We start from the raw sequence: 24623 nt of genomic DNA on the forward strand, positions 1-24623 counted from the left end.
GGGTGGGGCGACATTACCGCCGAGTATCGGCGGTTGTGGAGGGGGAGGCGGTCATCGAGTCCGCGCTGTTACTGGTCAGAGGGGCGCCGCCGGGCAGCAGGCCGTCGCCGGGGAGCTCGATGTCCGGGTCCGGGACGGGTAGTTGCGGCTCGTCCGGCTCCGACGGCTCGGTGGCCGGACGGGACGGGGTGGGAGCCGGTGTGGCGGGGGGCGACGAGGGGCGGGACGGGGTGGCGGCCGGACGGTCGGAGGGGGTGGGTGCGGCTTTCTCCGGCTTCGAGGGCGACCGTGAGGGCTCGGGGCGCGCGGGGGAGGACCCGGCGGAGCGGTCCGGCACCACCCGGTGCCCTTCCAGGAAGTACGCGTACCAGGCCCGGACCGTGCGCAGATAAGCCGTCGAGTGGTTGTAGCCGAGGATCGCCCGGTCCAGCTCGGCGGGGACGGACAGGTCCCGGCCGCCGGCACACAGGTACCGTCCGGCGGCGAGTGCCGCGTCGAAGACGTTGTTCGGATCCGTCCGCCCGTCGCCATTGCCGTCCGCGCCCCAGCGGGCCCAGGTCGACGGGATGAACTGCATCGGCCCGACCGCGCGGTCGTACGCCGTGTCCCGGTCATGGGCGCCGCCGTCGGTGTCGCGGATCAGCGCGAAGGCCACGCCGTCCAGCCGCGGCCCGAGGATCGGCGCCACGGTCGTACCGTCCGACGTCACCCTGCCGCCCCGCGCCTGTCCCGACTCCACCTGCCCGATCGCCGCGAGCAACTGCCAGCGCAGCCGGCAGCCGGGCGCCTCACGCGCGAGCCGGTCCTCGGCCCGCCGGTAGGCGGCGAACACACTCGCCGGCAACGCGCCGCCCATCTCCCCCGCCGTCTGGCCGCCCGCGCGCTTCCCGGTCCGCAGCGGGGGGAGCGCGGTGCGGTACGGCGCATCGCCGGACACGCTCGGTCCGCCCTCGGCGGGCGCCGGGCGGGGCGCCGGTGCGGAGGCCCGCGCCGGGACCGCCCCCGGCGCCTGTGACGCGGTGAGCGCCGCCATCGCCACCACCGCGACCGCCGTATCTCTGACGCGCTTGCCCCTGTGCCCTGCCACGTCCTGCTCCCCTCCCTGTGAGCTTGCTGTCGTCTGCTCTACGGGGCGGGGCGGCGGGTCCGTCGCGGGGTTTGCACGGTCAGCCTCCGCAATGGGGCTTCGAAGGCGTCCGCGACCATCATCACAGCGCCGTCAGTGACGGTGGTTGGGTCTTTGCGGACGGCCGCGGGAGACGCTGCGGCAGCAGGGCCTCCCGGCAGTGCTCGAACGGCATCGCGCCACCGAACCACCAAGAGGCCCTGCTGTCATGTCAGGCCGGCTCCTCACCGAGCACGCGTGGGTTGGCCAGGATGCCCTTCGCCTTCGGCCTGCCTGGCGCCTTGAGGAAGCACGCCAGCACCGCGGAGGACAGACCGATGCAGCCTGCGAGGACGAACGCGCCCTGGTAGTCCCAGGCACCCACGACGACCGCGCCCACGCCGGACCCCACGAGGCCCGAGATCAGCTTCGAGCTGTAGACCATGCCGTAGTTGGAGGCGTTGTTGTTCTCACCGAAGTAGTCCGCCGTCATGGCCGCGAACAGCGGGAAGATCGCCCCGCCGCCGAAGCCGGACACCATGGAGCAGAACAGGAAGAACGGCATGCTGCCCATCTGACCGGACACCAGCACGCCGAACTGGGCGGAGCCCAGCACGAGGCAGACGATGATCAGCGTGTTGCGGCGGCCGTAGCGGTCCGAGATCCAGCCGATGACGCCGCGCCCGGTGCCGTTGACGATGGCCTTCAGGGACATCGCGGTGGCCACGATGCCGCCCGCGAAGCCCATGTCCTTGCCGAACGGCACCTGGAAGGCGATGCCGAAGATGTTGATGCCTGCCGTGCACAGCAGACAGAACCACATCATCCACAGGACGGGGGTACGGGCGGCTTCCTTCGGGGTGTACTGCTTGACCGCGGGCGGGTTCTTCTCCAGCGCGCGCCGGATCTTCGGGTCGTCGGTCGCCGTGAGGGGGTCGACGTGCGCGGGCCACCAGTTCTTCGGCGGGTCCTTGAAGAACCAGCCGGCCCGGCCACCACCAGGCACAGTCCGAGACCCACGGCGGTCAGCACCGTCTTGTAGTTGCTCAGATCCATGTAGCCGGTGAACAGGAATACGAAGGGCACCGAGCCGTAGGCGAAACCGCCGTTGACGAAGCCCGTCTTGCCGCCCTTGCGCTCCGGATACCACTTGCCGACCATGTTCACGGAGGTGGCATAGACCAATCCGGCACCGATGCCACTGCACATGCCGAAGCCGAAGTAGGCGACCATCACGCTCGGCGCGTACGCCAGCGACAGATAGCCCAGCAGGGTCCCGAGCGCGCCGAGCAGCATGGCCGTGCGCGCGGGCAGCCGCCCGCTCTCGCGCAGTTGTCCGGCAGGGAAGGCCACGGCCGCCTGGAAGAACACCCAGACGCCCATCAGCCAGAAGATGTGTCCGCTGTCCCATGCGTGGGCCTGGTGGAGTGTTTCCTCCGCCGACGTGAACGCGTACTCGGCGGAGCTGATGCCCATCATGCTCACCCAGGGCAGGATGACCATCCACCGGCGCGGCCGGCCCATGATGTCGACATCGGTCTCGCCGACCCGGTACACGCGGCCATTGCGATCCCTCACTTCGCGGTATGGAACCGACGTCGACGCTGACGTAGAGGTTGTCATCTCATTCTTTCCTTACCTCGAAAGGCTCAGCCGACGCCTCCTTTCCGGATCGCTTCGGGACTCGGTGTTCGACCATGAGCTGGCCCATGATGCACCGAGGATGCCGAGGACAGGGCACCCTGGGCCGACCCGAAGCTGATTCACCGGAAGGGAGATGTCGTCGCTGACGTTGCCGTCAGCTCGCTACTTGCTTCGAAAACGCCGCCGCCGACCTGGTCGGCAACGCCCTCCTCCTTTCGCCCGGCCTGCTGGTCGCCGTCGCTTGTGGGTCGTGGGTTGCGGACCGTGCTGTGCGACCGGTCGTCGAGCCGGGGATCTGCACCCGGTGACACGCCTCTCTGAGACTGTGAGATTCCTCTGAGTGCACTGAGTCTTCGCTAATCAGAGGGCATTGCATACAGTATGGATCTGGGATGGGCAGTAGTTTGAGCCTGGTGCGACTTGTTGTCCAGAGTTTGCGCAGAGGTATCTGCGAGGCGTCGCTGTGCCCTTGCGACAGCGGAGGCCGACATCCACGCCTGCCCATGCAGCCCGAGACGGCGGGAGGCGGCCGGTGCGGCGGCCGGGCTTCCCTGGCCCACGGCTTCGCCGTCGAAGGCGTTTCCCTCGGCGGCCGAGTCGTTGTCGCGAGCGGGAACGCCCGAGCCCGGCATCGACCTCACCGTCCGCCCGCGTGAGCCGGCAACCACCGCTTCGAATTCCGCCCACCCGGCGGCGCCCTTCGCCGCCTCGGCGCCGCCGCGCCTCCGAGCTGCCGACCGCCCGCAGCACCCTGCGCGCACCCGTGCGGTCAACGGGAAATTTGCACATTGCATACTAAAGCCAGTACGCTTGCCACCTGCACAAGCGTTTGCTTCTTCGACTCACGATACGGAGGGCCGCCTTGAGCGAGTCCCTGACCGCCGCGGCCTCCCGCCGCGTCGCTCGCCCTGCCCCGCTGCGTCAGGCCGTTTACGACGCATTGGTCGAGCTGATCATCAGCGGTGCCCTCAAGCCCGGCCAGCACCTGGTCGAGGGCGAACTCGCCGAGCAGCTGGGAGTGAGCCGCCAGCCGGTCCGCGAAGCGTTGCAGCGACTTCACACCGATGGGTGGGTGGACCTGCGCCCCGCCCAGGGCGCCTTCGTGCACAGCCCCTCACAGGAGGAGGTCGAGGAGCTGCTCAGCGTCCGCGCAGTACTGGAGAGCTACTCGGCTCAACTCGCCGCCCAGCACGCCGACCCCGCCGGCATCGAGCGGCTGCGGGAGCTGCAGAAGGAGGGCATGGAGGCAATCGCCGCCGATGACGCCGAGCGGCTGGTGGCGGCCAATACGGCCCTGCACGACCACATCGCCTCACTCGCCGGCAACAACGTACTGATGCAGCTGATCTCCCTGGTGAGCCGACGGGTCCGGTGGTACTACACACCCATCGCCAAGCCCCGCGGCAAGGACGCTTGGACCGAGCACGCCCAGCTCGTCGAGGCCATCGCCAACGGCGACGCGGACAAAGCAAGCAAGATCATGCGTCGGCACGCCGACCGCACCACCAGGCTCTACCGCACCTTGTTGCGCAAGGACTGAAAATTTTCGGCCGCTTCAACAGCCATGACCGGAGCCGGCGGTAGCTGTTTTCAGGACGGCGTGGCGCGACGCGCGCCCAGAGCTGGTGGCCGGCCCGTGCCCGCGCCGGCATGTCGATGAGCGGCTCCAGGCAGGCGTGCCGCCAGGTCGTTGCGCACCAGCTCGATGGGCCGACCGCCGAGTGGCGGCCGCCCTGCGAGAGACCTGCGTTCAGGACTGCGACGCTGGGACCGGCCGGCCCAGGGGGCGCACCCGCCGACCGGTCCCGCGCCCGTGTCACGCGCCGAGTCGCCTGTCAGCCCACGGAGGATATCCATGCGCTGAAACCGCGTGCCCGCCCGTGAACACGTTCTTGGGGTGCTGCGCCGGTCGCCGATGAGGAGGGCGAACCGGGGACCTCTTCCCTCGCGCCGTGCCTTCACTGCGCGTGCCTGCCGCTTTCCAGGTCGGCCGGGTTTCGGAGATGCTCTGGAATGTGTGTACAGTATCCCGAGGGGCTCTGGCAATCCTGGGGCGAGTACGAAGCACTGATCGACGCCATCACGGCAGGGGACGAGCAGCGGGCGCAGCAACTGACGCGACCGCCCGCCGCGGCCCCGCCCGCGCATGAGCGGGAGCGGACCGCGACGGACAACCGTCAGCCGTCAGCCGTGCGCGATGGTGCCGGCTAGGCCGGGGCCGTGCCGCTGCTCGCCTGCAGCGAACCGGCCCGGACGCGGCGCGCCGCGGGGCGGCCCGGCTGCCGCAGCAGCAGCGCGAGTGCCGCCGACGCCAGCCCGAGGCATCCGGCGAGGACGTACGCCCCGGAGTAGCCCCACGCCGCGACGACCGTCGCGCCCATACCACTGCCGGCGAGCCCGCCGACCAGCTTGGAGCTGTACACCAGCCCGTAGTTCTGGGCGTTGTTGTTCTCGCCGAAGTAGTCCGGGACCAGCGAGGCGAACATCGGGAAGAAGGCGCCCGAGCCGAACCCGGAGATGAAGGCGAAGAAGAGGAACAGCGGTTCGCTGCGGATGTCACCGGCCCACAGGACACCGAACTGCGACAGCCCCTCGATCGCGACCACCAGGAGCAGGGTCTGCTTCCGTCCGAGCCGGTCGGAGATCCAGCCGGTCACGCCGCGGCCGGTGCCGTTGATGATGGACATGATGCCCATCGACGAGGCGGCCACCAGCGGACCGAACCCCATCTCCTTCGCGAAGGGAACCTGGAAGGAGATACCGAAGATGGACACCCCCGAGGCCAGCACCAGGCAGAACCACATCAGCGGGAGCATCCCGGTGCGGATCGCCTCCATCGGCTCGTACTGCCGCACGGCCGGGGGGTTCTTGGACAGCGCCTTGTCGTTGGCCTGCTTGCTGTGCTGCAGCGGGTCGACATCCTCGGGCCACCAGTTCTTGGGCGGGTCCTTGAGGAACCAGCCGCAGATCGCGACGAACACCAGGACATAGACGCCCACCCAGTCGAGCACCGTGCGGTAGTTGCCGGTGTGGAAGGAGTAGGTGAACACGAAGATCATCGGTACGGCCCCGTAGGCGAACCCGCCGTTGACGAAGCCGGTCTTGCCGCCGCGCCGTTCCGGGTACCACTTGCCGACGATGTTGACGCAGGTCGAGTAGACCATGCCTGCGCCCGTGCCACCGAGGACACCGAAGCCCAGGATCGCCAGCGCCACGTTCGGCGCGTGGCTGAGGGCGAAGAAGCCCAGCCCGGCCAGAACGGCTCCGGTGAGCGTGGCGCCGCGGGCCGTGAGGATCCCGCGTTCTCGAAGTCGTCCCGTCGGGAAGGCAACTGCCGCCTGGAAGACCGTCCACACGCCCAGGACCCAGAACGTGTCGGTGGTCGACCAGTGGTGGGCCGAGGACAGGACCTCCTCGGCCGAACCGAAGGCGTACTCCGAGACGCTGATGGCCATCATGGCCACCCACGGGAGCAGAACCATCAGCAGCCGCGGGCCGCCCAGAAGGTCCCTGGCGCTCTCGCCGACGCGGTATACGCGCCCGTTGGCATCCGTGACCTCGCGATATGCGGGTCGTACAGGTGATGCGGTTGTCATGTCATTTTCCCCTTGCTCAAGAGACTTGCCAGCGCCCCCTGGCCGGTACTCCGCGTGGCAGTGCGGGGAGGTCCGACGGGCAGCGGCACCCGAGCCGGACCTGTCATGCGGGCGGTTATGCAAAGTGGTCATGCCGGTCCGCGCCGCAAGCGTTGGACGGCGGCAGCGGCGGCCCGCGTCGCCGTGCAGAAAGCCGCGGATGACGGGCCTGCGGGATCGCGGCGATCTCGGTGGTCACCAGGTCACCTCACTCGTTCGTCGCGCAAGGAAAGCGACGGCGCGGTCAACAGAAAAGTGAATACTGTATGCGCCGAGTAGGGACCTTAACTCCGGCGTGATCCAAGCGACCCCGAGTGGAAATTGATGCTTTGCACAAGAACGTTTAAAGGGGCGGCATAAGACTCCACCGGGTCGGGTCAACACCGGGCGGCACGCGCACCCGTGACAACATCCGACGAATGGCATACAGTATGCAATCTGCCAGGGGAGCCAGCAGCTCCCCGCTCGCCCGGACTTCAGGGAGCCGCTCCATGTCGTACCGCTCCGCTCTCTCCTACGTCTTGAGCAGCACCGTCGAGCCCTGCGCCGAGCAGACCGGCGCAAGCGGGAGGTTTCCCCGCGCCTCGGTGGCCGCCCTCGCAGAGGCAGGACTGCTCGGACTCACCGTCTCCCCCCACCTCGGCGGCGGCGGCCTCGGACTCGTCGAGGCCGCTGACGTCGTGACCCAGGTGTCCCGCGCATGCCCGGCCACCGGCGCTGTTCTCCGCTCCCACTACGCCGCGGTCGCCTGCGTCGAGGCGTACGGCACGCCTTGGCTGCGCCGGAGGATCGCCGAGGGGCATCACCTCAGCACCCTCGCCCTGACCGACGACGGCGGCGACGACGGCGGACCGAGCGGCGTGGCTCCGCCGGCGGGTTCGACGGCGACACGTACCGGTGACGTGGTGGCGCTGCGCGCCCGGAAGCGCGACGTGGTGGGGGCAGGAGAGGCCGACAGCTACGTCTGGTCCTCCCGGCCGGACGACGGAAGCGACAGGCCGGTCCTCTGGCTGGTCCCGGCGGACGCACCACGCCTGTTCGTGCCGGCCCGGCCCGACGGCGCGGGCCCGCGCGGCAGTTGCACGTCCACCGTCTGCGCCGACCCGGTACTGGTCCCGGCGAGCGCGAGACTCGGACGGAAGGGCGGCAGGCGCGACGACGTGCTGGGCACCGTCCTCGAGTGGCTGGCCACGCTGCCGGCCACGGGCCCGGCGCTCGCCGAGCGGGTCGGTGCCGAGGCACTCACCTGACGCCACACCCGCCTGACACCGGACGTTCCCGACGGTGGACGCAGACGTTGACGACTGCATACAGTATTCGTTGACGTAGAAGCCAACCACAGGGGCGCTCATATCGGACGAGCAGACCGGTCAGGCCAGGCCCGTCGATCAACCACCCCTTCGAATCCATCTTCGATCAGTCAAGGGATTCCCACATGCGCGACGGTCAGGCGGAGGCACCATGACGACGAGCGTCAAAGACGTGACGACGGAGGCCGCCATCAATGCGATCGTGGCCGCCCACCGCGGGCAACGCGGTCCGCTGCTGCCGATACTGCACGCCATCCAGGCGGAACTCGGCTGCGTGCCCCAGGAGGCGATTCCGCTTCTTGCCCGCGAACTCAACCTCTCCCGGGCGGACGTGCACGGGGTGGTGTCCTTCTACCATGACTTCCGCCACGAGCCCGGCCTGTACGACCGTGCGCATCTGCCGTGCCGAGGCCTGTCAGGCGCTCGGCGCGGACGCCCTGGTGACCTGTGCCCGCGACCGGGCGGGAGTCTCCCTCGGGGAGACGCGCGCCGACGGATCGGTCACCGTGGAGCAGGTCTTCTGCCTCGGCAACTGCGCGTTGGGGCCGTCCGTCGAGGTGAACGGCGAGGTGTTCGGACGCATGAGCGCAGAGCGCCTGCGCTCGGTACTGGACGAGGCGGTCTCCTCATGACTCAGGTGTCGAGCTCCCCGGTCTCTCCCGTCTCCCCGGTGACGGTGTACGTGCCCCGCGACTCGGCGGCGCGGTCCGTCGGCGCGGACGCTGTCGCGAACGCGATCCGGACGGCGGCTGCCGTTCAGGGCCGGCCGGTAGAGCTGGTGCGCAACGGGTCGCGCGGGATGCTCTGGCTGGAGCCACTGGTCGAGGTGGTCACGCCCGAGGGACGGATCGGCTACGGGCCGGTGGCGCCCTCGGACGTGGCGGGCCTGGTGGACGCCGGACTCCTGGACGGGGCGGACCACCCGCTGCGACTCGGTGTCGTGGACGAACTCCCCTGGCTGGCCCGCCAGTCACGGGTCACGTTCGCCAGGGTCGGGATCACGGACCCGCTCTCCCCCGAGGACTACGAGCGGCACGGCGGCCTCGCCGGCCTGCGCAAGGCCCTCGGCCTTCCGCCCGCCGACGTGATCACCGAGGTCACCGATTCCGGCCTGCGCGGCCGGGGCGGGGCGGGATTCCCGGCCGGCATCAAGTGGAAGACCGTCCACGACTGCGCCGACGAGCTGAAGTTCGTCTGCTGCAACGCCGACGAGGGCGACAGCGGCACCTTCGCGGACCGCATGGTCATGGAGGGCGACCCGTTCATGCTCATCGAGGGCATGACGATCGCCGCCCACGCGGTCGGCGCGCGCGAGGGCTACCTCTACATCCGCTCCGAATACCCCGACGCGGTGGCCACGATGCGCGCGGCGATCGGGATCGCACGCGAGCGGGGCTGGCTCGGGGAGCGCGTCCTCGGCTCCGACCTCACCTTCGACCTGCACGTCCGCGTCGGCGCGGGCGCGTACATCTGCGGTGAGGAGACCTCCATGCTGGAGAGCCTGGAGGGCAAGCGCGGCATGGTCCGTGCCAAGCCGCCCATCCCCGCGATCGAGGGGCTCTTCGGCAAGCCGACGGTGGTCAACAACGTCCTCACCCTCGCCACCGTCCCGGCAATCCTCGCGGACGGCGCGAAGGCGTACCAGGAACTCGGCGTGGAACGCTCGCGCGGCACCCAGGTCTTCCAGCTCGGCGGCAACATCGCACGCGGCGGCATCGTGGAGACGGCGTTCGGTGTCACCCTGCGCGAACTCGTCGAGGACTACGGCGGCGGCACGCTCACCGGGCGCCCGGTGCGCACCGTGCAGGTCGGCGGGCCCCTGGGCGCCTACCTGCCGACGTCGACGTTCGATCTGCCCATGGAGTACGAGGCGTTCGCCGCGGCCGGCGCGATGCTCGGCCACGGCGGCGTCGTGGTCTTCGACGACACCGTGGACATGGCCGCACAGGCCCGCTTCGCGATGGAGTTCTGCGCCGCGGAGTCCTGCGGCAAGTGCACGCCCTGCCGCGTCGGTTCGGTACGAGGGGTCGAGGTGATCGACCGGATCGTGGCCGGCGAGGACCGCGACGACAACCTCGCTCTGCTCGAGGACCTCTGCGAGCTGATGACCGACGGTTCGCTGTGCGCCATGGGCGGATTGACGCCGATGCCGGTGCGCAGCGCCATCACACACTTCTCCGACGACTTCCTCGCAAGGGGGAGGGCACGGCATGACACTGCTCAAGGAGCCCGACTTCGGAACCCCGGAACGGCCCGGCGAGGCGAAGGTCTCGGTCGAGGTCGACGGACTGCCCGTCACGGTGCCCGAGGGCACCTCGGTGATGCGCGCGGCGGCGCTCGCCGGTATCGACATACCCAAGCTCTGTGCCACCGACAGCCTGGAGCCGTTCGGATCCTGCCGGCTGTGCGTGGTGGAGGTCGACGGCCGCCGCGGCACCCCGGCGTCCTGCACCACCCCGTGCGCCGACGGCATGGTGGTGCGGACGCAGACGCCCAAGGTGGAGAAGCTCCGCCAGGGGGTCATGGAGCTGTACATCTCCGACCATCCGCTGGACTGCCTGACCTGCTCGGCCAACGGCGACTGCGAACTGCAGGACATGGCAGGCGTCGTCGGACTGCGCCAGGTGCGGTACGGCTACGAGGGCGAGAACCACCTCGACGCCGCGCCGGACCTGAGCAACCCCTACTTCGACTTCGACCCCGCCAAGTGCATCGTCTGCTCCCGCTGCGTCCGCGCCTGCGGCGAGGTGCAGGGCACCTTCGCGCTGACCATCGAGGGCCGCGGCTTTGACTCCAAGGTCTCCCCCGGCGCGGGTGGGTCGTTCATGGACTCCGAGTGCGTCTCGTGCGGCGCCTGCGTGCAGGCCTGCCCGACGGCGACGCTGCAGGAGCGGTCGGTCGTCCAGCTCGGCATGCCGTCCCGCTCGGTGATCACGACCTGTGCGTACTGCGGGGTCGGCTGCTCGTTCAAGGCCGAGCTGCGCGGCGACGAACTGGTCCGGATGGTGCCGTACAAGGACGGCGGGGCCAACGAGGGGCACTCCTGCGTCAAGGGCCGTTTCGCCTTCGGATACGCGACCCACCCCGACCGGGTCATGAAGCCCATGGTCCGCGAGAAGATCACGGACCCGTGGCGCGAGGTCGAGTGGGAGGAGGCCATCCGGACGGTCGCCCGGAAGATGCTCGCCATCCAGGAGACGTACGGCCCGAGTTCGATCGGCGCCATCAGCTCCTCGCGGTGCACCAACGAAGAGGTCTACGTCGTCCAGAAGATGGTGCGCGCGGCCTTCGGCAACAACAACGTCGACACCTGTGCCCGCGTCTGCCACTCCCCCACCGGGTACGGGCTGAAGCAGACCTTCGGCGAGTCGGCCGGCACGCAGGACTTCCGCTCGGTGGCCAAGGCCGACGTCATCATGGTGATCGGCGCCAACCCCACCGACGGGCACCCGGTGTTCGGCTCGCGGATGAAGCGCCGGCTGCGCGAGGGCGCGAAGCTGATCGTGGTCGACCCGCGCCGTATCGACCTGGTGCGCTCGCCGCACATCGAGGCCGCACACCACCTGCAGCTCAGGCCGAGCACGAACGTCGCCGTCATCAACTCCATGGCGCACGTGGTGGTCACCGAAGGCCTGGTCGACCGGTCCTTCGTCGCCGAGCGGTGCGAAGCATTCGACGAGTGGGCCGAGTTCGTGGCCCTGCCGGAGAACAGCCCGGAGGCCACCGAACCCATCACCGGGGTGCCGGCCGGGGAACTGCGCGCCGCAGCCCGGCTGTACGCGCAGGCGCCCAACGGGGCCATTTACTACGGCCTCGGCGTGACCGAGCACAGCCAGGGCTCCACGATGGTCATGGGGATGGCGAACCTCGCGATGGCGTGCGGCAACATCGGCCGCGAGGGTGTCGGGGTCAACCCGCTGCGCGGCCAGAACAACGTGCAGGGCTCCTGCGACATGGGCTCCTTCCCGCACGAGTTCACCGGCTACCGCCATGTCTCCGACGACGCCGTGCGCACCGTGTTCGAGGAGCTGTGGGGCCGTTCGCTGCTGCCCGAGCCGGGGCTGCGGATCCCCAACATGTTCGACTCGGCGATCGACGGTTCGTTCCGGGGCCTGTTCGTGCACGGCGAGGACATCGCCCAGTCCGATCCGAACCTGCGGCACGTCACCGCCGCGCTCGAGGCGATGGACCTGGTCGTGGTGCAGGATCTGTTCCTGAACGAGACGGCCAAGTTCGCGCACGTCTTCCTGCCCGGCGCGTCGTTCCTGGAGAAGGACGGCACCTTCACCAACGCCGAGCGCCGGATCAACCGGGTGCGTGCGGTGATGAAGCCGAAGACGGGCAAGCACGAGTGGCAGATCGTCTGCGAGATCGCCACCGCCATGGGCTACCCCATGTCCTACGACCACCCGAGCCAGATCATGGACGAGATCGCCCAGGTCACACCGACCTTCACCGGTGTCTCCTTCGACCTGCTGGACAAGCTCGGCAGCGTCCAGTGGCCGTGCAACGAGCAGGCGCCAGAAGGCACGCCGACGATGCACGTCGACGGGTTCGTCCGCGGCAAGGGCAGGTTCGTGGTCACGTCGTACGTGCCGACGGACGAGCGCACCACCTCGCGCTTCCCGCTGGTGCTCACCACGGGCCGGATCCTCAGCCAGTACAACGTCGGGGCGCAGACGCGCCGTACGGACAACGTGGCGTGGCATCCCGAGGACATCCTGGAGCTCCACCCGCTGGATGCCGAGAACCGCGGCATCACCGACGGCGACATGGTGACGCTGGCCAGCCGGGTCGGCAGTACGACGCTGCGCGCGCGGGTGTCCGACCGGATGCCGCCGGGCGTCGTCTACACGACGTTCCATCACCCGGTGACCGGCGCCAACGTCGTCACCACCGAGAACTCGGACTGGGCGACCAACTGTCCGGAGTACAAGGTGACCGCCGTGCAGGTCGGCCTCGCCCACCCGCTCGGGCGGCACGCCACCGAGTCCGTCGAGACCGGCCGGCTCGCGGAGGTGGACTGAGATGACCGCCACCGTGCCGTCCGAGCAGCGCATGGCGAACCAGATCGCCGCCAACTTCCGCCACGTCCCCGCCGACACCGCCGCCGAGGCGATCGCCGCCCACATCCGCCGGTTCTGGGACCCGCGGATGCGCGGGCGGCTGCAGGAGCTGGTGGATGACGGGGCGGACGGCCTGGATCCCGTGGTCCTCGCCGCGGCTCAGCTGCTGCGTCAGCCGCAGGAGGCCTCGGCCGGCTGACCCGCCCGACACCGGCAGCGCCTCATCTCCGCTCTGCTGGAGGGGAGATGAGGCGCTGCGGTGTGTACGGAGCCCGAAGGGGCTCAGGCGGCGGCGACGTCGTCCAGGCCCCGGCTGGTGACGAGCCGTACCTGCCCGCTGCCGAGGTGGTAGGAGAGGCCGACGACCGCGGCCCGCCCGCCGACGACCTCGGGTGAGCGGTTCAGCAGCAGGTCCACAGTGTGCCGTATGTGCTCGTTCACGACGTCGGCCTCCTCGCTCAGCCCCACCGCCCGCGCGGCCAGCACGCTGGGTGCGACACGCTCGACGACGTCGCGCACATACCCGGCGGGAGTCAGCCCCTCCGCCACGGTGGCGCACGCGGCGCGGACCGCTCCGCAGGCTTCGTGTCCGAGCACCACGACGAGGGGACAGCCGAGTTGGGCCACGCCGTACTCGATACTGCCGAGCACCTCCGGGCCCAGCACGTGGCCGGCGGTGCGCACCACGAACAGGTCGCCGAGCCCACGATCGAAGAGGATCTCTGCGGCCAGTCGCGAGTCGGAGCATCCCAGGACCACGGCGAAGGGATGCTGACCGGGTACCAGAGTGGCGCGGTGCGCGGCGTCCTGGTTCGGATGCTCAGGGTCTCCGTCGACGAAGCGCTGATTGCCCGTCAGGAGGATGTCGAGGGCCTGTGCCGCGGTGGGTGTCTGAGTGTTCTGCATGAAATCAGGATGACTAGATTCCATACTGTATGCAATAGGTCGGAGCGGTTCCGAGTGCACACGCGGGGACTCCGCGACATACGCGGGGACTCGCCGAGCCGACCCTTGCCGGCGTTCCCATCAGGCGGATTCGGACCGCCCTACTGTTGCATACAGTATCCGATCCTCTATCCTCGTTCGATCGAGAGGTTTCCGTGGTGACGCGTTGACGGCGGAAGCCCCACACAGCCAGGAAAGCACTGCCCTTCAAAAACCACTGCTCGAGGCCCATTGGTCCGGTCCCGCGCTGTCCGGTCGCACACGGCCGGTACCGCAAGGTGAAGCACATCACGGTCCGCCTGCGTCGGCCCGCACCCGCCTCGCGGGGAGGCCCGAACACAGATCCTGCCTCTAACCCTCCTCTGACGAGAGATACAGGACATGTCTGCTGAAGAACCCGCACACCATCCTCCCCAGCGCATAGGCGTGGTCGCCGAGTCCGTCCCCGGGGAGACGCGCGTCGCGGCAACCCCCGCGACGGTGCGTCTGCTGCTGGGGCTCGGCTACGAGGTCGTGGTCGACCCGGAGGCCGGTGAGGCGTCCGGCTTCGCCGACCAGGCTTACGTCGATGCCGGCGCGGAAGTCGGCGAGGCCTGGGACGCGGATGTCGTCCTGAAGGTGAACGCCCCCTCCGGCACGGAGATCGCCAGGCTGCGTGAGGGCGCGACCGTGGTCGCCCTGCTGGCACCGGCGCAGAAGCCCGAACTGCTCCAGGCGCTCGCCGACGCCGGCGTGACCGCTCTCGCTCTGGACGCCGTACCGCGCATCTCGCGCGCACAGTCGATGGACGTGCTGTCCTCGATGGCGAACATCGCCGGCTACCGCGCGGTCATCGAGGCCGCGCACGTCTTCGGACGGTTCTTCACCGGCCAGGTCACCGCGGCCGGCAAAGTGCCGCCGGCGAAGGTCCTGGTGGCCGGCGCGGGTGTGGCCGGACTGGCGGCGATCGGCGCCGCTTCCAGCCTCGGCGCGATCGTGCGCGCCACCGACCCGCGCCCGGAGGTCGCGGACCAGGTGAAGTCGCTGGGCGGCGAGTACCTCCCGGTGAACGTCGCTCAGGATCAGCAGGCGAGCACCGACGGGTACGCCAAGGCGACCTCCGCCGACTACGACCGCGCTGCCGCCGAGCTCTACCACGAGCAGGCCAAGGACGTGGACGTCGTGATCACCACCGCGCTGATCCCGGGCCGGCCCGCGCCGCGCCTGCTGACGGCCGAGGACGTGGCGGTCATGAAGCCGGGCAGCGTCATCGTGGACATGGCCGCCGTCCAGGGCGGCAATGTCGAGGGCACGGTCGCGGGCCGGGCGGTGGTGACCGACAACGGCGTGACCATCATCGGCTACACCGACCTGGCCTCCCGGCTGCCCGCACAGGCCTCCCAGCTGTTCGGCACCAACATGGTGAACCTGCTGAAGCTGCTCACGCCCGGCAAGGACGGGCAGCTGACCATCGACTTCGACGACGTCGTGCAGCGGGCCGTGACCGTGGTGCGGGACGGCGCCGTCACCTGGCCGCCGCCGCCCGTCGCGGTCTCGGCCGCCCCCGCGGTGCAGGCCACGACGGCGCCCGCCAAGCCCGAACCCAGGCAACCGAAACTGCCGCCTGCGGGACGCTACGGCCTGATCGGGGTCGGCATGCTCGCGATGCTCCTGCTGGTGGCCTTCGCCCCCGCGCAGCTCGCCGCGAACTTCACCGTGTTCGCGCTGGCGGTGGTGATCGGCTACTACGTCATCGGCAAGGTGCACCACGCGCTGCACACACCGCTGATGTCGGTGACCAACGCGATCTCCGGGATCGTCGTGATCGGCGCCCTGCTGCAGATCGGGCACGAAGCAGGCTCGTCACCGCGCTGTCCTTCGTGGCGCTCCTGCTGACGAGCGTCAACATCTTCGGCGGCTTCGCCGTCACCCGCCGCATGCTGTCCATGTTCTCGAAAGGCTGAGCCGACATGACCTTCACGACGGCCTCCCACGCGGCCGACCTGGTCGCCGCCCTGTTGTTCATCCTCAGCCTGGCCGGCCTGTCCCAGCACCGCACCTCCCGCGCCGGCGTCGTCTACGGAATCGCCGGCATGGGCCTCGCGCTGGTCGCCACGATCGTGGTGGCGGCGCAGGGCATCAGCATCGGCGCGGTGTCCCTGATCATGCTGGCCATGGCGCTCGGCGCGGTGATCGGCCTGTGGCGGGCTCGCCGGGTCGAGATGACGCAGATGCCCGAACTGATCGCGGTGCTGCACAGCTTCGTCGGCCTCGCCGCAGTGCTGGTGGGCTGGAACAGCTACCTGGAGGTGGAGTCGCACGGCGATGCGCAGGACCGGATCGGGGCCGGTCTGCTGGCCATCCACCACGCCGAGGTGTTCATCGGCATCTTCATCGGCGCGGTCACCTTCACCGGGTCGATCGTCGCGTACCTCAAGCTCTCGGCGCGGATCAAGTCCCGTCCGCTGATGCTGCCGGGCAAGAACGCGCTGAACGTCGGTGCGCTCGGCGCCTTCGTCGCGCTGACGGTCTGGTTCACCATCCGCCCGAACCTGCCGCTGATGGTCGCGGTGACCGTGCTGGCGCTGGCCCTGGGCTGGCACCTGGTGGCCTCGATCGGCGGCGGGGACATGCCCGTCGTCGTCTCCATGCTGAACAGCTACTCGGGCTGGGCGGCGGCCGCGGCCGGCTTCCTGCTCGACAACGACCTGCTCATCGTCACGGGCGCGCTGGTCGGCTCCTCCGGTGCCTATCTGTCCTACATCATGTGCAAGGCGATGAACCGCTCGTTCATCTCCGTCATCGCGGGCGGTTTCGGCATCGAGGCGCCGGCCGGCCGCGACGAGGAGCAGGGGGAGCACCGCGAGGTGGGCGCCGCGGAGGCGGCCGAGATGCTCGCCCAGGCCCGCTCGGTGATCATCACCCCCGGCTACGGCATGGCCGTCGCCCAGGCCCAGCACCCGGTCGCGGAGCTGACGCGACAGCTGCGCGAGCGTGGCGTCGAAGTCCGCTTCGGCGTCCACCCCGTCGCCGGGCGCCTGCCCGGGCACATGAACGTGCTGCTGGCCGAGGCGAAGGTGCCGTACGACGTCGTCCTGGAGATGGACGAGATCAACGACGACTTCGCCGACACCTCGGTCGTACTGGTCATCGGCGCGAACGACACCGTCAACCCGGCCGCGACCGACGACCCGAGCAGCCCCATCGCCGGCATGCCGGTGCTGCGGGTCTGGGAGGCGGAGCACATCATCGTCTTCAAGCGGTCCATGGCCTCCGGCTACGCGGGCGTGCAGAACCCGCTCTTCTTCCGCGAGAACAGCAGCATGCTCTTCGGCGACGCCAAGCAGAGCGTGGAGGAGATCCTGCAGGCGCTCAGCACCGACGGCCGACGCGAGGCGGCTCCGGCCACACGTCAGGTGACGGCGGCGGGTTAGTGCCGCATCAAGCAGCGTTCGCCCTGTCATCGATCTCGCGTAGGCGTTCGGCGGCGGCGTGCTCGTTCCGCCGTGAATGATGTAGCGGCGGAACATGCTGCCCTGTTCCTTGTGGCTTGCGTGGTCGGTGCCACCCAGTGCGCAAAGCGGTGAACTGGGTTTCGATGGTTCAGCCAGGAGCTGTTGGTCGGCGTGTAGGCGAACTCGACGCTGCCGGCTGCGGCCCAGTCGCCGACTCGGGTGTCGTTCTTCGTGGTCAGGTGCGGGGAGAAGTTGTCGAGTAGAGCTTCTCCTTGCCCAGGTCGTAGGCGGCGAGGCGGTGTCCGACTCCGAGTGGGCGGGTGCAGGTCGCCCGTCGGCGGGGCCTGGGCTCGCGGTCAGGGTCCTTGTGCCGTCCGCCGCTCTCGGCCCACTGCCGCCCGGGGTGGGGCTGGAGGTTCAGCGGCCCGAACTCGGCCATGCAGAGGACGACTTCCGACTCGCCTTTCTCGGGTATGACCTCGCCGTCGGCGATCGCGTGACAGCACCATCTGGGCCCGCCGCCAGGTCACCACGGAACCGGTGCCTCTGCGGATGATCCGCAGCAACCGCCTGCCCTCGTCGTCATCAATCTCCCGGACCCGCACGCGTTCAGCCACGTGATCGTTCCGGCCGTCCGGTGCCGCCCGGCGCAGCAACCGGGCGACCCACGGGGTTCAGGGCACAGCGGCCGCCCTGTCACGGCTGATCCGGTGCGGTACCCGCCGAGTACCTGATCCGTTGTCAAGAGCGCGCGCAGGCGGGCTTCGTGCGCGGCCTGCTCGACGACACCTGGGATGTGGCTCTCCGGGAGCCGGCCACCGCTGAAACGGCGCTACCCGTGCTCCGCACCGCGGTGACGCCCAGGTAGTCGGAGAGTCAGCCGGCAACCGCCCGGCCGACGCCATTGATCCCGAACAGCGACACCGAGGGGGTCTGCCGGTGCCGCGCCGGCTGGTCCCACGTGGTGAAACGATGGGACGCCGCCCACCGCGCGGGCCGCCAGGCGGACATGCCCACGAGCGCGACCTCCGCGACCGACGGCCCTTCTCGGCCGGATGTCCGGCCACCGTGGCCGACGTCACCGCTTCCAAGCGGTGACGTCGGCCCTCCTCGTGTCGTTCAGACCGCGCCGGCACCCCGAAGCTCTGCGATCTCCTCGGGGGCGTAGCCGAGTGAGCCGAGCACCTCCGCGGTGTGCTCGCCGAGCAGCGGCGGGCGCTTCACCTCCACCGGGGAATCGGACAGCCGCAGCGGGCAGCCGACGGTCTTGAAGGAGCCGCGCTCGGGGTGATCCACCTCGACCACGGTGCCCAGCTCCGCGAGCGTCTCGTCCTCGATGAGTTCCTTCGTCGAAAGGATCGGGCCGCACGGGATGTCATGAGCGTTGAGCCGCTCCATGACCTCCCACTTCGTGAGCCCGGACGTCCACGTCTCGATCAGCCCGAAGACCTTGTCCAGTTTGTCCAGGCGCGCCTCGGGGGTCGCCCACTCGGGGTCCTCGGCGAGCTCCGGGCGGCCGATCAGCTCGGTGATCGGCTTCCAGCCGACGGGCTGGACGATGACGTAGACGTAGTCGTTGGGCCCGCCCGGGGCGCACTTCACGGCCCAGCCGGGCTGGCCGCCGCCGGAGGCGTTGCCCGAGCGCGGCACCTCGTCGCCGAAGACCTCGTTGGGGTACTCGTTCAGGGGACCCTGCGCCAGCCGCTGCTGGTCACGGAGCTTGACACGGCAGAGGTTGAGAACGGCGTCCTGCATGGCCACCATGACGCGCTGGCCGCGCCCGGTGTGCGTGCGCTGGTAGAGGGCGGCCAGGACGCCGCCCACCAGGTGGATGCCGGTGCCGGAGTCGCCGATCTGGGCGCCGGTGGCGGTGGGCGGTCCGTTCTCGAAGCCGGTGGTGCTCATGGCGCCGCCCATGGCCTGCGCCACGACCTCGTAGGCCTTGAAGTCCGCGTACCGGCCGGGGCCGAAACCCTTGATGGAGGCGTAGATCAGCCGCTCGTTCAGTTCCTGCAGCCGCTCCCAGGCGAATCCGAAACGCTCCATCACGCCCGGGCCGAAGTTCTCCACCAGGATGTCCGCGTCCCGGACCAGCCGCGTGAACACCTGCTTGCCCTGGTCCGTCTTCATGTTGACGGTGATGCTGCGCTTGTTGCAGTTCAGCATCGTGAAGTACAGGCTGTCCACGTCGGGCAGGTCACGCAGCTGTCCGCGGGTGATGTCCCCCGGCCGGGGGCCTCCACCTTGATGACGTCCGCGCCGAGCCAGGCCAGGATCTGCGTGGACGAGGGTCCTGACTGGACGTGCGTCATGTCGACGACACGGATTCCCTCGAGTGCCCTGCTCATCATTCCTCCTGAGCGCCTCGACAGCGCCTGGTCGTATGTGGTCTGGGTCGTCGTTCCGGGCGCGTACGTGCCAGTGTGTGGCCGCTGAGAGCGACGCTCCTCGGGACGTGCTCAAGCGCCGTGCGGAGGTCCGCGGGTGTCGCGGGCCTTCGGCGGAGCCGAGGGGCGGGGAGATCTCCCGGGCCCGTCGCACTCCCTTCCGCGTCAGGCGGCACTGCGGTTCCCGCGCGAGCGAGCCTGGGATCAGTGGGTTGTATACTGTATTCAGTTCTACGGCCTGGTGAGTCGGGATGTCCAGACCCTGGGCCGGGCCTCGTGGATCCAGCAGACGGCCACGTCACCGATCAGCCGCGAACGGCGCCGCTCACCCTGACCTCACCGATGTCCAGCCGTTCCTCGCCCGCATAGACGTTCATCGACGCCCCACGCAGGAATCCGATGAGCGTCAGGCCCATCTCCCTGGCGAGGTCCACGGCGAGAGACGACGGCGCGGACACCGCGGCGAGCACGGGAATCCCCGCCATCACGGCCTTCTGCACCAGCTCGAAGGAGGCCCGCCCACTGACCATCAAGGTGGCACCGCTCAGGGGGAGGTGGCCCGCCGCGAGCGCCCATCCCACGACCTTGTCCACCGCGTTGTGCCGACCGACGTCCTCCCGGAGGCACATCAGCTCCCCCGCGGCATCGAACAGACCCGCCGCGTGAAGCCCGCCGGTGCGGTCGAAGACCTTCTGCGCCGCGCGCAGCGTATCGGGCAGGGTGGCGATGACCTCCGGAGTCAGTCGCAGCGGATCCGCGTCGACGGACCATCGGCTGGTGGCGCGAACCGCGTCCAGACTCGCCTTGCCGCAAAGGCCGCACGACGAGGTGGTGTAGAAGCTGCGCTCCACTGAAGGGCCGGGCGGCTCGACCCCCGGAGAGAGGGCCACATCGAGCACGTTGAAGGTGTTGCCGCCGTCCGCCGTGGCTCCCGCGCAGTACCGAACGGCCGCGATCTCGGAAGCGAACCCCACGACACCCTCGCTGACCAGGAAACCGCGGGCGAGGTCGAAGTCGTCTCCGGGCGTCCGCATGGTTATCGCGAGCGGCCGCCCGCCGACCCGGATCTCCAGGGGCTCCTCGGCCGCCAGCATGTCCGCCCGCGCGGCCCGCCGGCCCTCGGTGAGGCGCATGACCCGGTATCGGCTGACTCTGCGTCCCATATGACGTCCTCTCGGCGTTGGACCCCGTTGCCCAGGCACCCCCGAAGTTGTGCATACAGTATACAGTCACCGGGCGGAACGGGCGAGACCGGTGCAGAAGGAGCCCCAGGCGCGAACCCGCCCGACGCCCTCGCCCTAGCCCTCGCTTCCTCGCCCTCGCGCTCCACCGCTGCCGCAGCCGCGGCGCCGCCACACCGTGAAGCAACCTGGTGCCGCCGCCCGGGGTGCAGCAGCCGACGCTGACCATCACTCAGTACGCATCACGCGCAAGGAGTCCGTCGACCCGGGCACGCCGCTGCGGCTCCCGGACACGACCACGACCACGTCGCCGGGACGGCATACGCCCATGGTCAGCAGAACCCGGCTCAGTTCGGCCGGCATCGTCTCCGCGGTGGTGGCCGGTGCCAGCACGGCGGAGACGATGCCCCAGGAGACCGCCAGTTGAGCCCGCACCGACTCGTCGTGTGTGAAGGCGAGCAGCGGCAGCGGCGATCGCTGCCGTGCCAGGCGCCGCGCGGTGTCGCCGGTACGGGTGTAGCAGATCAGCGCCACCGCCCCGAGCCGTCTGCCCACGTCACACGCCGCTGCCGCGATCGCGTCACCGGTACCGCCGTCCGCGTCGGCCTCCTCCGCCGCGGACCACACGAACACGTCCCCCCGCGTCGGCGCCCCCTCGGCCTCCTTGACGATGCGCGCCATCGTCGCCACCGTGTGCGCCGGATACGCCCCGACACTGGTCTCGGCGGAGAGCATCACCGCGTCCGCCCCGTCGAGGACGGCATTGGCCACGTCCGATACCTCCGCGCGGGTGGGCTGCCGTTCGGAGATCATCGAGTCGAGCATCTGGGTCGCCACGATGACCGGCTTCGCCGCCTGGCGGCACAGGCGAATGGCTCGCTTCTGCACCAGCGGAATCTGCTCCAGCGGCATCTCGACGCCAAGATCACCGCGCGCCACCATCAGTCCGTCGAACGCCTCGACGATCGCCGGGAGATCCTCGACGGCCTCCGGCTTCTCGAGCTTGGCTATCACGGGCACCTGCCTGCCGACCTCGTCCATGACGGCCCGCGCGAGCTTCACCTCGTCGGGAGCGCGGACGAACGACATGGCGACCATGTCGACACCGACCTCCAGCGCGAACCTCAGGTCCTCGAGGTCCTTCTCCGACAGGGGTGGAACGCTGACTGCGACTCCTGGCAGTGAGATGCCCTTGTTGTCGCTGACCGGGCCGCCGTGCACGACTCGGCACCGGATGTCACGGCCGGTGATGTCGAGTACCTTCAGCTGGATCTTGCCGTCGTCGACGAGCAGCTGGTCGCCCGGCAGCACGTCGCCCGCCAGGCCACGGTAGGTGGTGGAGACCCGGTCGTGGTCGCCGGGGCAATCGGCCGTGGTGATCACGATCTGCTCGCCGGCCGACCAGACCACCGGTCCGGCCGCGAACCGCCCCAGCCGGATCTTCGGGCCCTGGAGGTCGGCGAGTACGCCGACGGCGCGTCCTCGTTCTTCGGCGATCTCACGGATCGTGCGGTACAGGGACAAGTGGTCGGCGCGTGTGCCATGGCTGAAGTTCAGCCGGGCCACGTCCATTCCGGCGTCGAGGAGGTCCGCCAGTCGCGGCGCGGTGCCGGTGGCGGGTCCAAGCGTACAAACGATCTTCGCGCGGCGGTTCACCGCGTCTCCTCCCCGGCGGTGTACCGCCTCGGTTCCTGTGTGTCACTGACTGGCGCTGATGTGGCGACTGGAGGGGGTGGGAGCCTGCCGGGCCTCCGCTCATGCGGGGCCGTCCACCCGCAAGGCCCGGCAGGCCGCTGAGGGCGGAGCGATGCCCCGCCTGTTTCAGGTGGCGCGATGTCGAGCCTGCTGGTCGTCGACCGCGCTGGACACGGAGGTTCCGTGGTGGACCGGGTTGTCGTCCCTTTCGTCGGCCTCTAGCCGGGATCCGTCTGGCTTTGCCGGCCAGGGGTGTTGGCCGGCCCCGACGCGTCGGGCCCACAGGTACGTGAGAGAAGGTCCGTGGCGGCGTGGACGGTGCGCAGCGTCGGCGCGTCGGCGCCCGTGATGTCCGCCATCTCCACAACAGCCGACACGATGGCGTCGAGTTCCAGCTGCTTGCCCGCTTCGAGGTCCTGCAGCATGGAGGTCTTGTGGTGTCCCACGTTCTCCGCGCCCCGCAGCCGCTTCTCGATCGAGATCTCCGGGGTGCTGCCGACCCTGGCGGCGATGTCGAGGGTCTCCTCCATCATCCGGGCCACCAGTTGCCGGGTGTACGGATTCTGGCAGATCTCGACCATCGTGGCTCGAGTGAGTGCGCTGAGGGGGTTGAAGGCGACGTTGCCCATCAGCTTGATCCAGATGTCGTCGCGGAGGTTGGCCTCCACCGGGGACTTCAGCCCTCCGGCGATCATGGCCTCGCTCAGCGCCTCGCAGCGGTCACTGATCTGGCCCGAGGGTTCGCCGATGGAGAAGCGGGTGCCCTCCAGGTGCCGGATCACGCCCGGCGCCTCGATGACCGTGGCCGGATAGACCACGCAGCCGATGGCCCGCTCCGGCGGCAGCACGGCGCTGGTGGCTCCGCCGGGGTCGACCGCCTCGATCCGGCGCCCCTCGTACGGCCCGGGGAGCTTGTGGAAGTACCACCACGGGATGCCGTTCTGGGCCGCGACCACGGCTGTGGATTCGCCGAGCAGCGGCTTCACCAGGGACTCGCAGGACGGGTAGCTGTGCGCCTTCAGCCCGAGGAAGACGTAGTCGACGGGCCCGACCTCGTCCGGGTCGTCCGTGGCGTGCGGATGCGCCACGAAGTCACCGCGCGGACTGATCACGCGCACTCCGTCTTCCCTCATGGCACGCAGGTGGTCCCCGCGCGCGATCAAGTGGACTTCGGCGCCACCTCGGTGCATGGCGGCGCCCCAGTAGGCACCGATCGCGCCGGCACCGACGACTGCAATCCTCACTGTGGCTCCTCTCCCTAGGGAATGAATACTGTATGCAGTCGACGAGGTGAGTGTCCATGCCTTGAACGGCAAGGTCCCATACTGTCTTTCGTCGACCGTATACTGGAGCCACTCGCGCCCCGGGCTCGTCATGCCCAGGACAGCGGCATACCCAGAACCGGGGAGTTGGCAATGACGGATCGCAGTCCCACGCTGGCAGCTGAACGCAGAGGCTCCGCAGGGGGACCCGCGCGGCGCGCGGTGCGCGCGGTGCAACGGCCGGTACCGCTGAGGCAGGCGGTCTACGACGCCATCGCCGACATGATCATCACGCGGGTACTGGAGCCCGGTGAGCACCTCGTGGAGACAGAACTCGCCGACCAGCTCGGCGTGAGCCGTCAGCCGGTACGAGAAGCCCTGCAGCGCCTCCACACCGAAGGCTGGGTCGACCTCCGCCCCGCACAGGGAGGGTTCGTCCACATCCCCACCGAAGAGGAGGCCGACCAGCTGATGGCGGTGCGCGTCCTCCTGGAGTCGGAATCCGCCCTCCTGGCCGCCGAGCGGGCCACTTTGGAGGACATCGAGCGTCTGTGGGAACTCCAGCGGGCCGGAGAGAAGGCACTCGCCGGCAACGACACCGAAGCACTCGTCCGAGCCAACGCCGACCTGCACGCATACCTCATGCACATGGCCGGGAACAAGGTGCTCAGTGAGCACATCGCCATGGTCGATCGGCGCATGCGCTGGTATTACGCACCGATCGCGCTCGTACGCGGGCGCAAGGCCTGGGACGAGCACGCCTCCATCATCAGAGCCGTTGCCGCCCACGACGCCCAGCACGCCGGTGAACTGATGCGTCGCCACACGGAGAGGACACGCACCATGTACGCGCAGGAGCAGCATGAAGCCTCCGCGAGCATGGCTGACAGCTTGGGCGCTGTCCGCCCGTGAAGGCAGTGGGGCGGCGGCCGTCCGAGGACGACGGTCGGTACCGCGCG

Annotated in this window: 13 protein-coding genes and 6 pseudogenes; 10 read left to right on the plus strand and 9 right to left on the minus strand. The window is 69.6% G+C overall.

The window, feature by feature from the left end:
- Positions 1-13 precede the first annotated feature (13 nt).
- Positions 14-1087 carry a lytic transglycosylase domain-containing protein gene (locus V8690_RS11735; protein ID WP_338778098.1) on the minus strand — a complete coding sequence of 358 codons (1074 nt, stop codon included), beginning with the start codon at positions 1085-1087 and terminating at the stop codon, positions 14-16.
- Positions 1088-1337: 250 nt separating this feature from the next.
- Positions 1338-2728: pseudogene (locus V8690_RS11740) on the minus strand (OFA family MFS transporter).
- Positions 2729-3611: 883 nt separating this feature from the next.
- Between V8690_RS11740 and V8690_RS11745 the strand changes: the two are divergent.
- Entirely contained in the window at positions 3612-4289 is a 678-nt protein-coding gene (locus tag V8690_RS11745) for a GntR family transcriptional regulator (RefSeq protein WP_338778100.1), read from the plus strand.
- A 667-nt stretch (positions 4290-4956) separates the two neighbouring features.
- On the opposite strand, the gene V8690_RS11750 is transcribed toward V8690_RS11745, so the two are convergent.
- Positions 4957-6345 (minus strand): OFA family MFS transporter, encoded by a 1389-nt coding sequence (locus tag V8690_RS11750; RefSeq protein WP_338778101.1) that lies wholly within the window; start codon positions 6343-6345, stop codon positions 4957-4959.
- Between the two features lie 530 nt (positions 6346-6875).
- Between V8690_RS11750 and V8690_RS11755 the strand changes: the two genes are divergently transcribed.
- The 6 genes and pseudogenes from V8690_RS11755 to V8690_RS11780 all read left to right on the plus strand — a co-directional run bounded on the left by V8690_RS11755 (position 6876) and on the right by V8690_RS11780 (position 12959).
- A complete protein-coding gene (locus V8690_RS11755) occupies positions 6876-7634 on the plus strand; it encodes an acyl-CoA dehydrogenase family protein (RefSeq protein ID WP_338778103.1) in 759 nt (252 codons plus the stop codon).
- A 211-nt stretch (positions 7635-7845) separates the two neighbouring features.
- Positions 7846-8010 (plus strand): annotated as a pseudogene (locus V8690_RS11760) (NADH-quinone oxidoreductase subunit E); the annotation flags it as partial.
- A 40-nt stretch (positions 8011-8050) separates the two neighbouring features.
- Positions 8051-8326 carry an NAD(P)H-dependent oxidoreductase subunit E gene (locus tag V8690_RS11765; protein WP_338778104.1) on the plus strand — a complete coding sequence of 92 codons (276 nt, stop codon included), beginning with the start codon at positions 8051-8053 and terminating at the stop codon, positions 8324-8326.
- Positions 8323-9885: pseudogene (locus V8690_RS11770) on the plus strand (NADH-quinone oxidoreductase subunit NuoF); the annotation flags it as partial. The gene V8690_RS11765 and the pseudogene V8690_RS11770, both read left to right, overlap by 4 nt.
- 19 nt (positions 9886-9904) lie before the next feature.
- The gene (gene fdhF / locus V8690_RS11775; protein ID WP_338778106.1) at positions 9905-12721 is read left to right on the plus strand and encodes a formate dehydrogenase subunit alpha; all 2817 of its coding nucleotides are present in this window, start codon (positions 9905-9907) and stop codon (positions 12719-12721) included.
- Between the two features lies 1 nt (position 12722).
- Complete coding sequence (locus V8690_RS11780) at positions 12723-12959, plus strand: formate dehydrogenase subunit delta (protein WP_338778107.1); 237 nt, start codon at positions 12723-12725, stop codon at positions 12957-12959.
- An 83-nt stretch (positions 12960-13042) separates the two neighbouring features.
- Here the strand turns inward: V8690_RS11780 and V8690_RS11785 are convergent, their stop codons facing one another.
- Positions 13043-13666, minus strand: a complete 624-nt coding sequence (locus tag V8690_RS11785) for a carbonic anhydrase (protein WP_338778108.1) — start codon at positions 13664-13666, stop codon at positions 13043-13045.
- 420 nt (positions 13667-14086) lie between these two features.
- On the opposite strand from V8690_RS11785, the pseudogene V8690_RS11790 reads away from it, so the two are divergent.
- Positions 14087-15648: pseudogene (locus V8690_RS11790) on the plus strand (Re/Si-specific NAD(P)(+) transhydrogenase subunit alpha).
- A gap of 6 nt (positions 15649-15654) precedes the next feature.
- Positions 15655-17118, plus strand: coding sequence for a Re/Si-specific NAD(P)(+) transhydrogenase subunit beta (gene pntB / locus V8690_RS11795; protein ID WP_338778109.1), 1464 nt, complete (start codon positions 15655-15657; stop codon positions 17116-17118).
- 7 nt (positions 17119-17125) lie between these two features.
- Here pntB and V8690_RS11800 read toward each other — a convergent pair.
- From V8690_RS11800 to V8690_RS11820, 5 genes and pseudogenes are all read right to left on the minus strand, one after another.
- A pseudogene (locus V8690_RS11800) lies at positions 17126-17756 on the minus strand (hypothetical protein).
- Positions 17757-18258: 502 nt separating this feature from the next.
- Positions 18259-19490 (minus strand): annotated as a pseudogene (gene frc / locus V8690_RS11805) (formyl-CoA transferase).
- Between the two features lie 341 nt (positions 19491-19831).
- Entirely contained in the window at positions 19832-20689 is an 858-nt protein-coding gene (gene fdhD, locus V8690_RS11810) for a formate dehydrogenase accessory sulfurtransferase FdhD (protein WP_338778110.1), read from the minus strand.
- A 246-nt stretch (positions 20690-20935) separates the two neighbouring features.
- Positions 20936-22363, minus strand: a complete 1428-nt coding sequence (pyk, locus tag V8690_RS11815) for a pyruvate kinase (protein ID WP_338778111.1) — start codon at positions 22361-22363, stop codon at positions 20936-20938.
- Positions 22364-22620: 257 nt separating this feature from the next.
- Positions 22621-23646, minus strand: a complete 1026-nt coding sequence (locus V8690_RS11820; RefSeq protein ID WP_338778112.1) for a 2-dehydropantoate 2-reductase — start codon at positions 23644-23646, stop codon at positions 22621-22623.
- Between the two features lie 249 nt (positions 23647-23895).
- On the opposite strand from V8690_RS11820, the gene V8690_RS11825 reads away from it, so the two are divergent.
- The gene (locus tag V8690_RS11825; RefSeq protein ID WP_338778113.1) at positions 23896-24576 is read left to right on the plus strand and encodes a GntR family transcriptional regulator; all 681 of its coding nucleotides are present in this window, start codon (positions 23896-23898) and stop codon (positions 24574-24576) included.
- The last annotated feature ends 47 nt before the right edge of the window (positions 24577-24623 follow it).

The sequence above is a fragment of the Streptomyces sp. DG1A-41 genome (genome assembly GCF_037055355.1).
Taxonomy (GTDB): Bacteria; Actinomycetota; Actinomycetes; order Streptomycetales; family Streptomycetaceae; genus Streptomyces.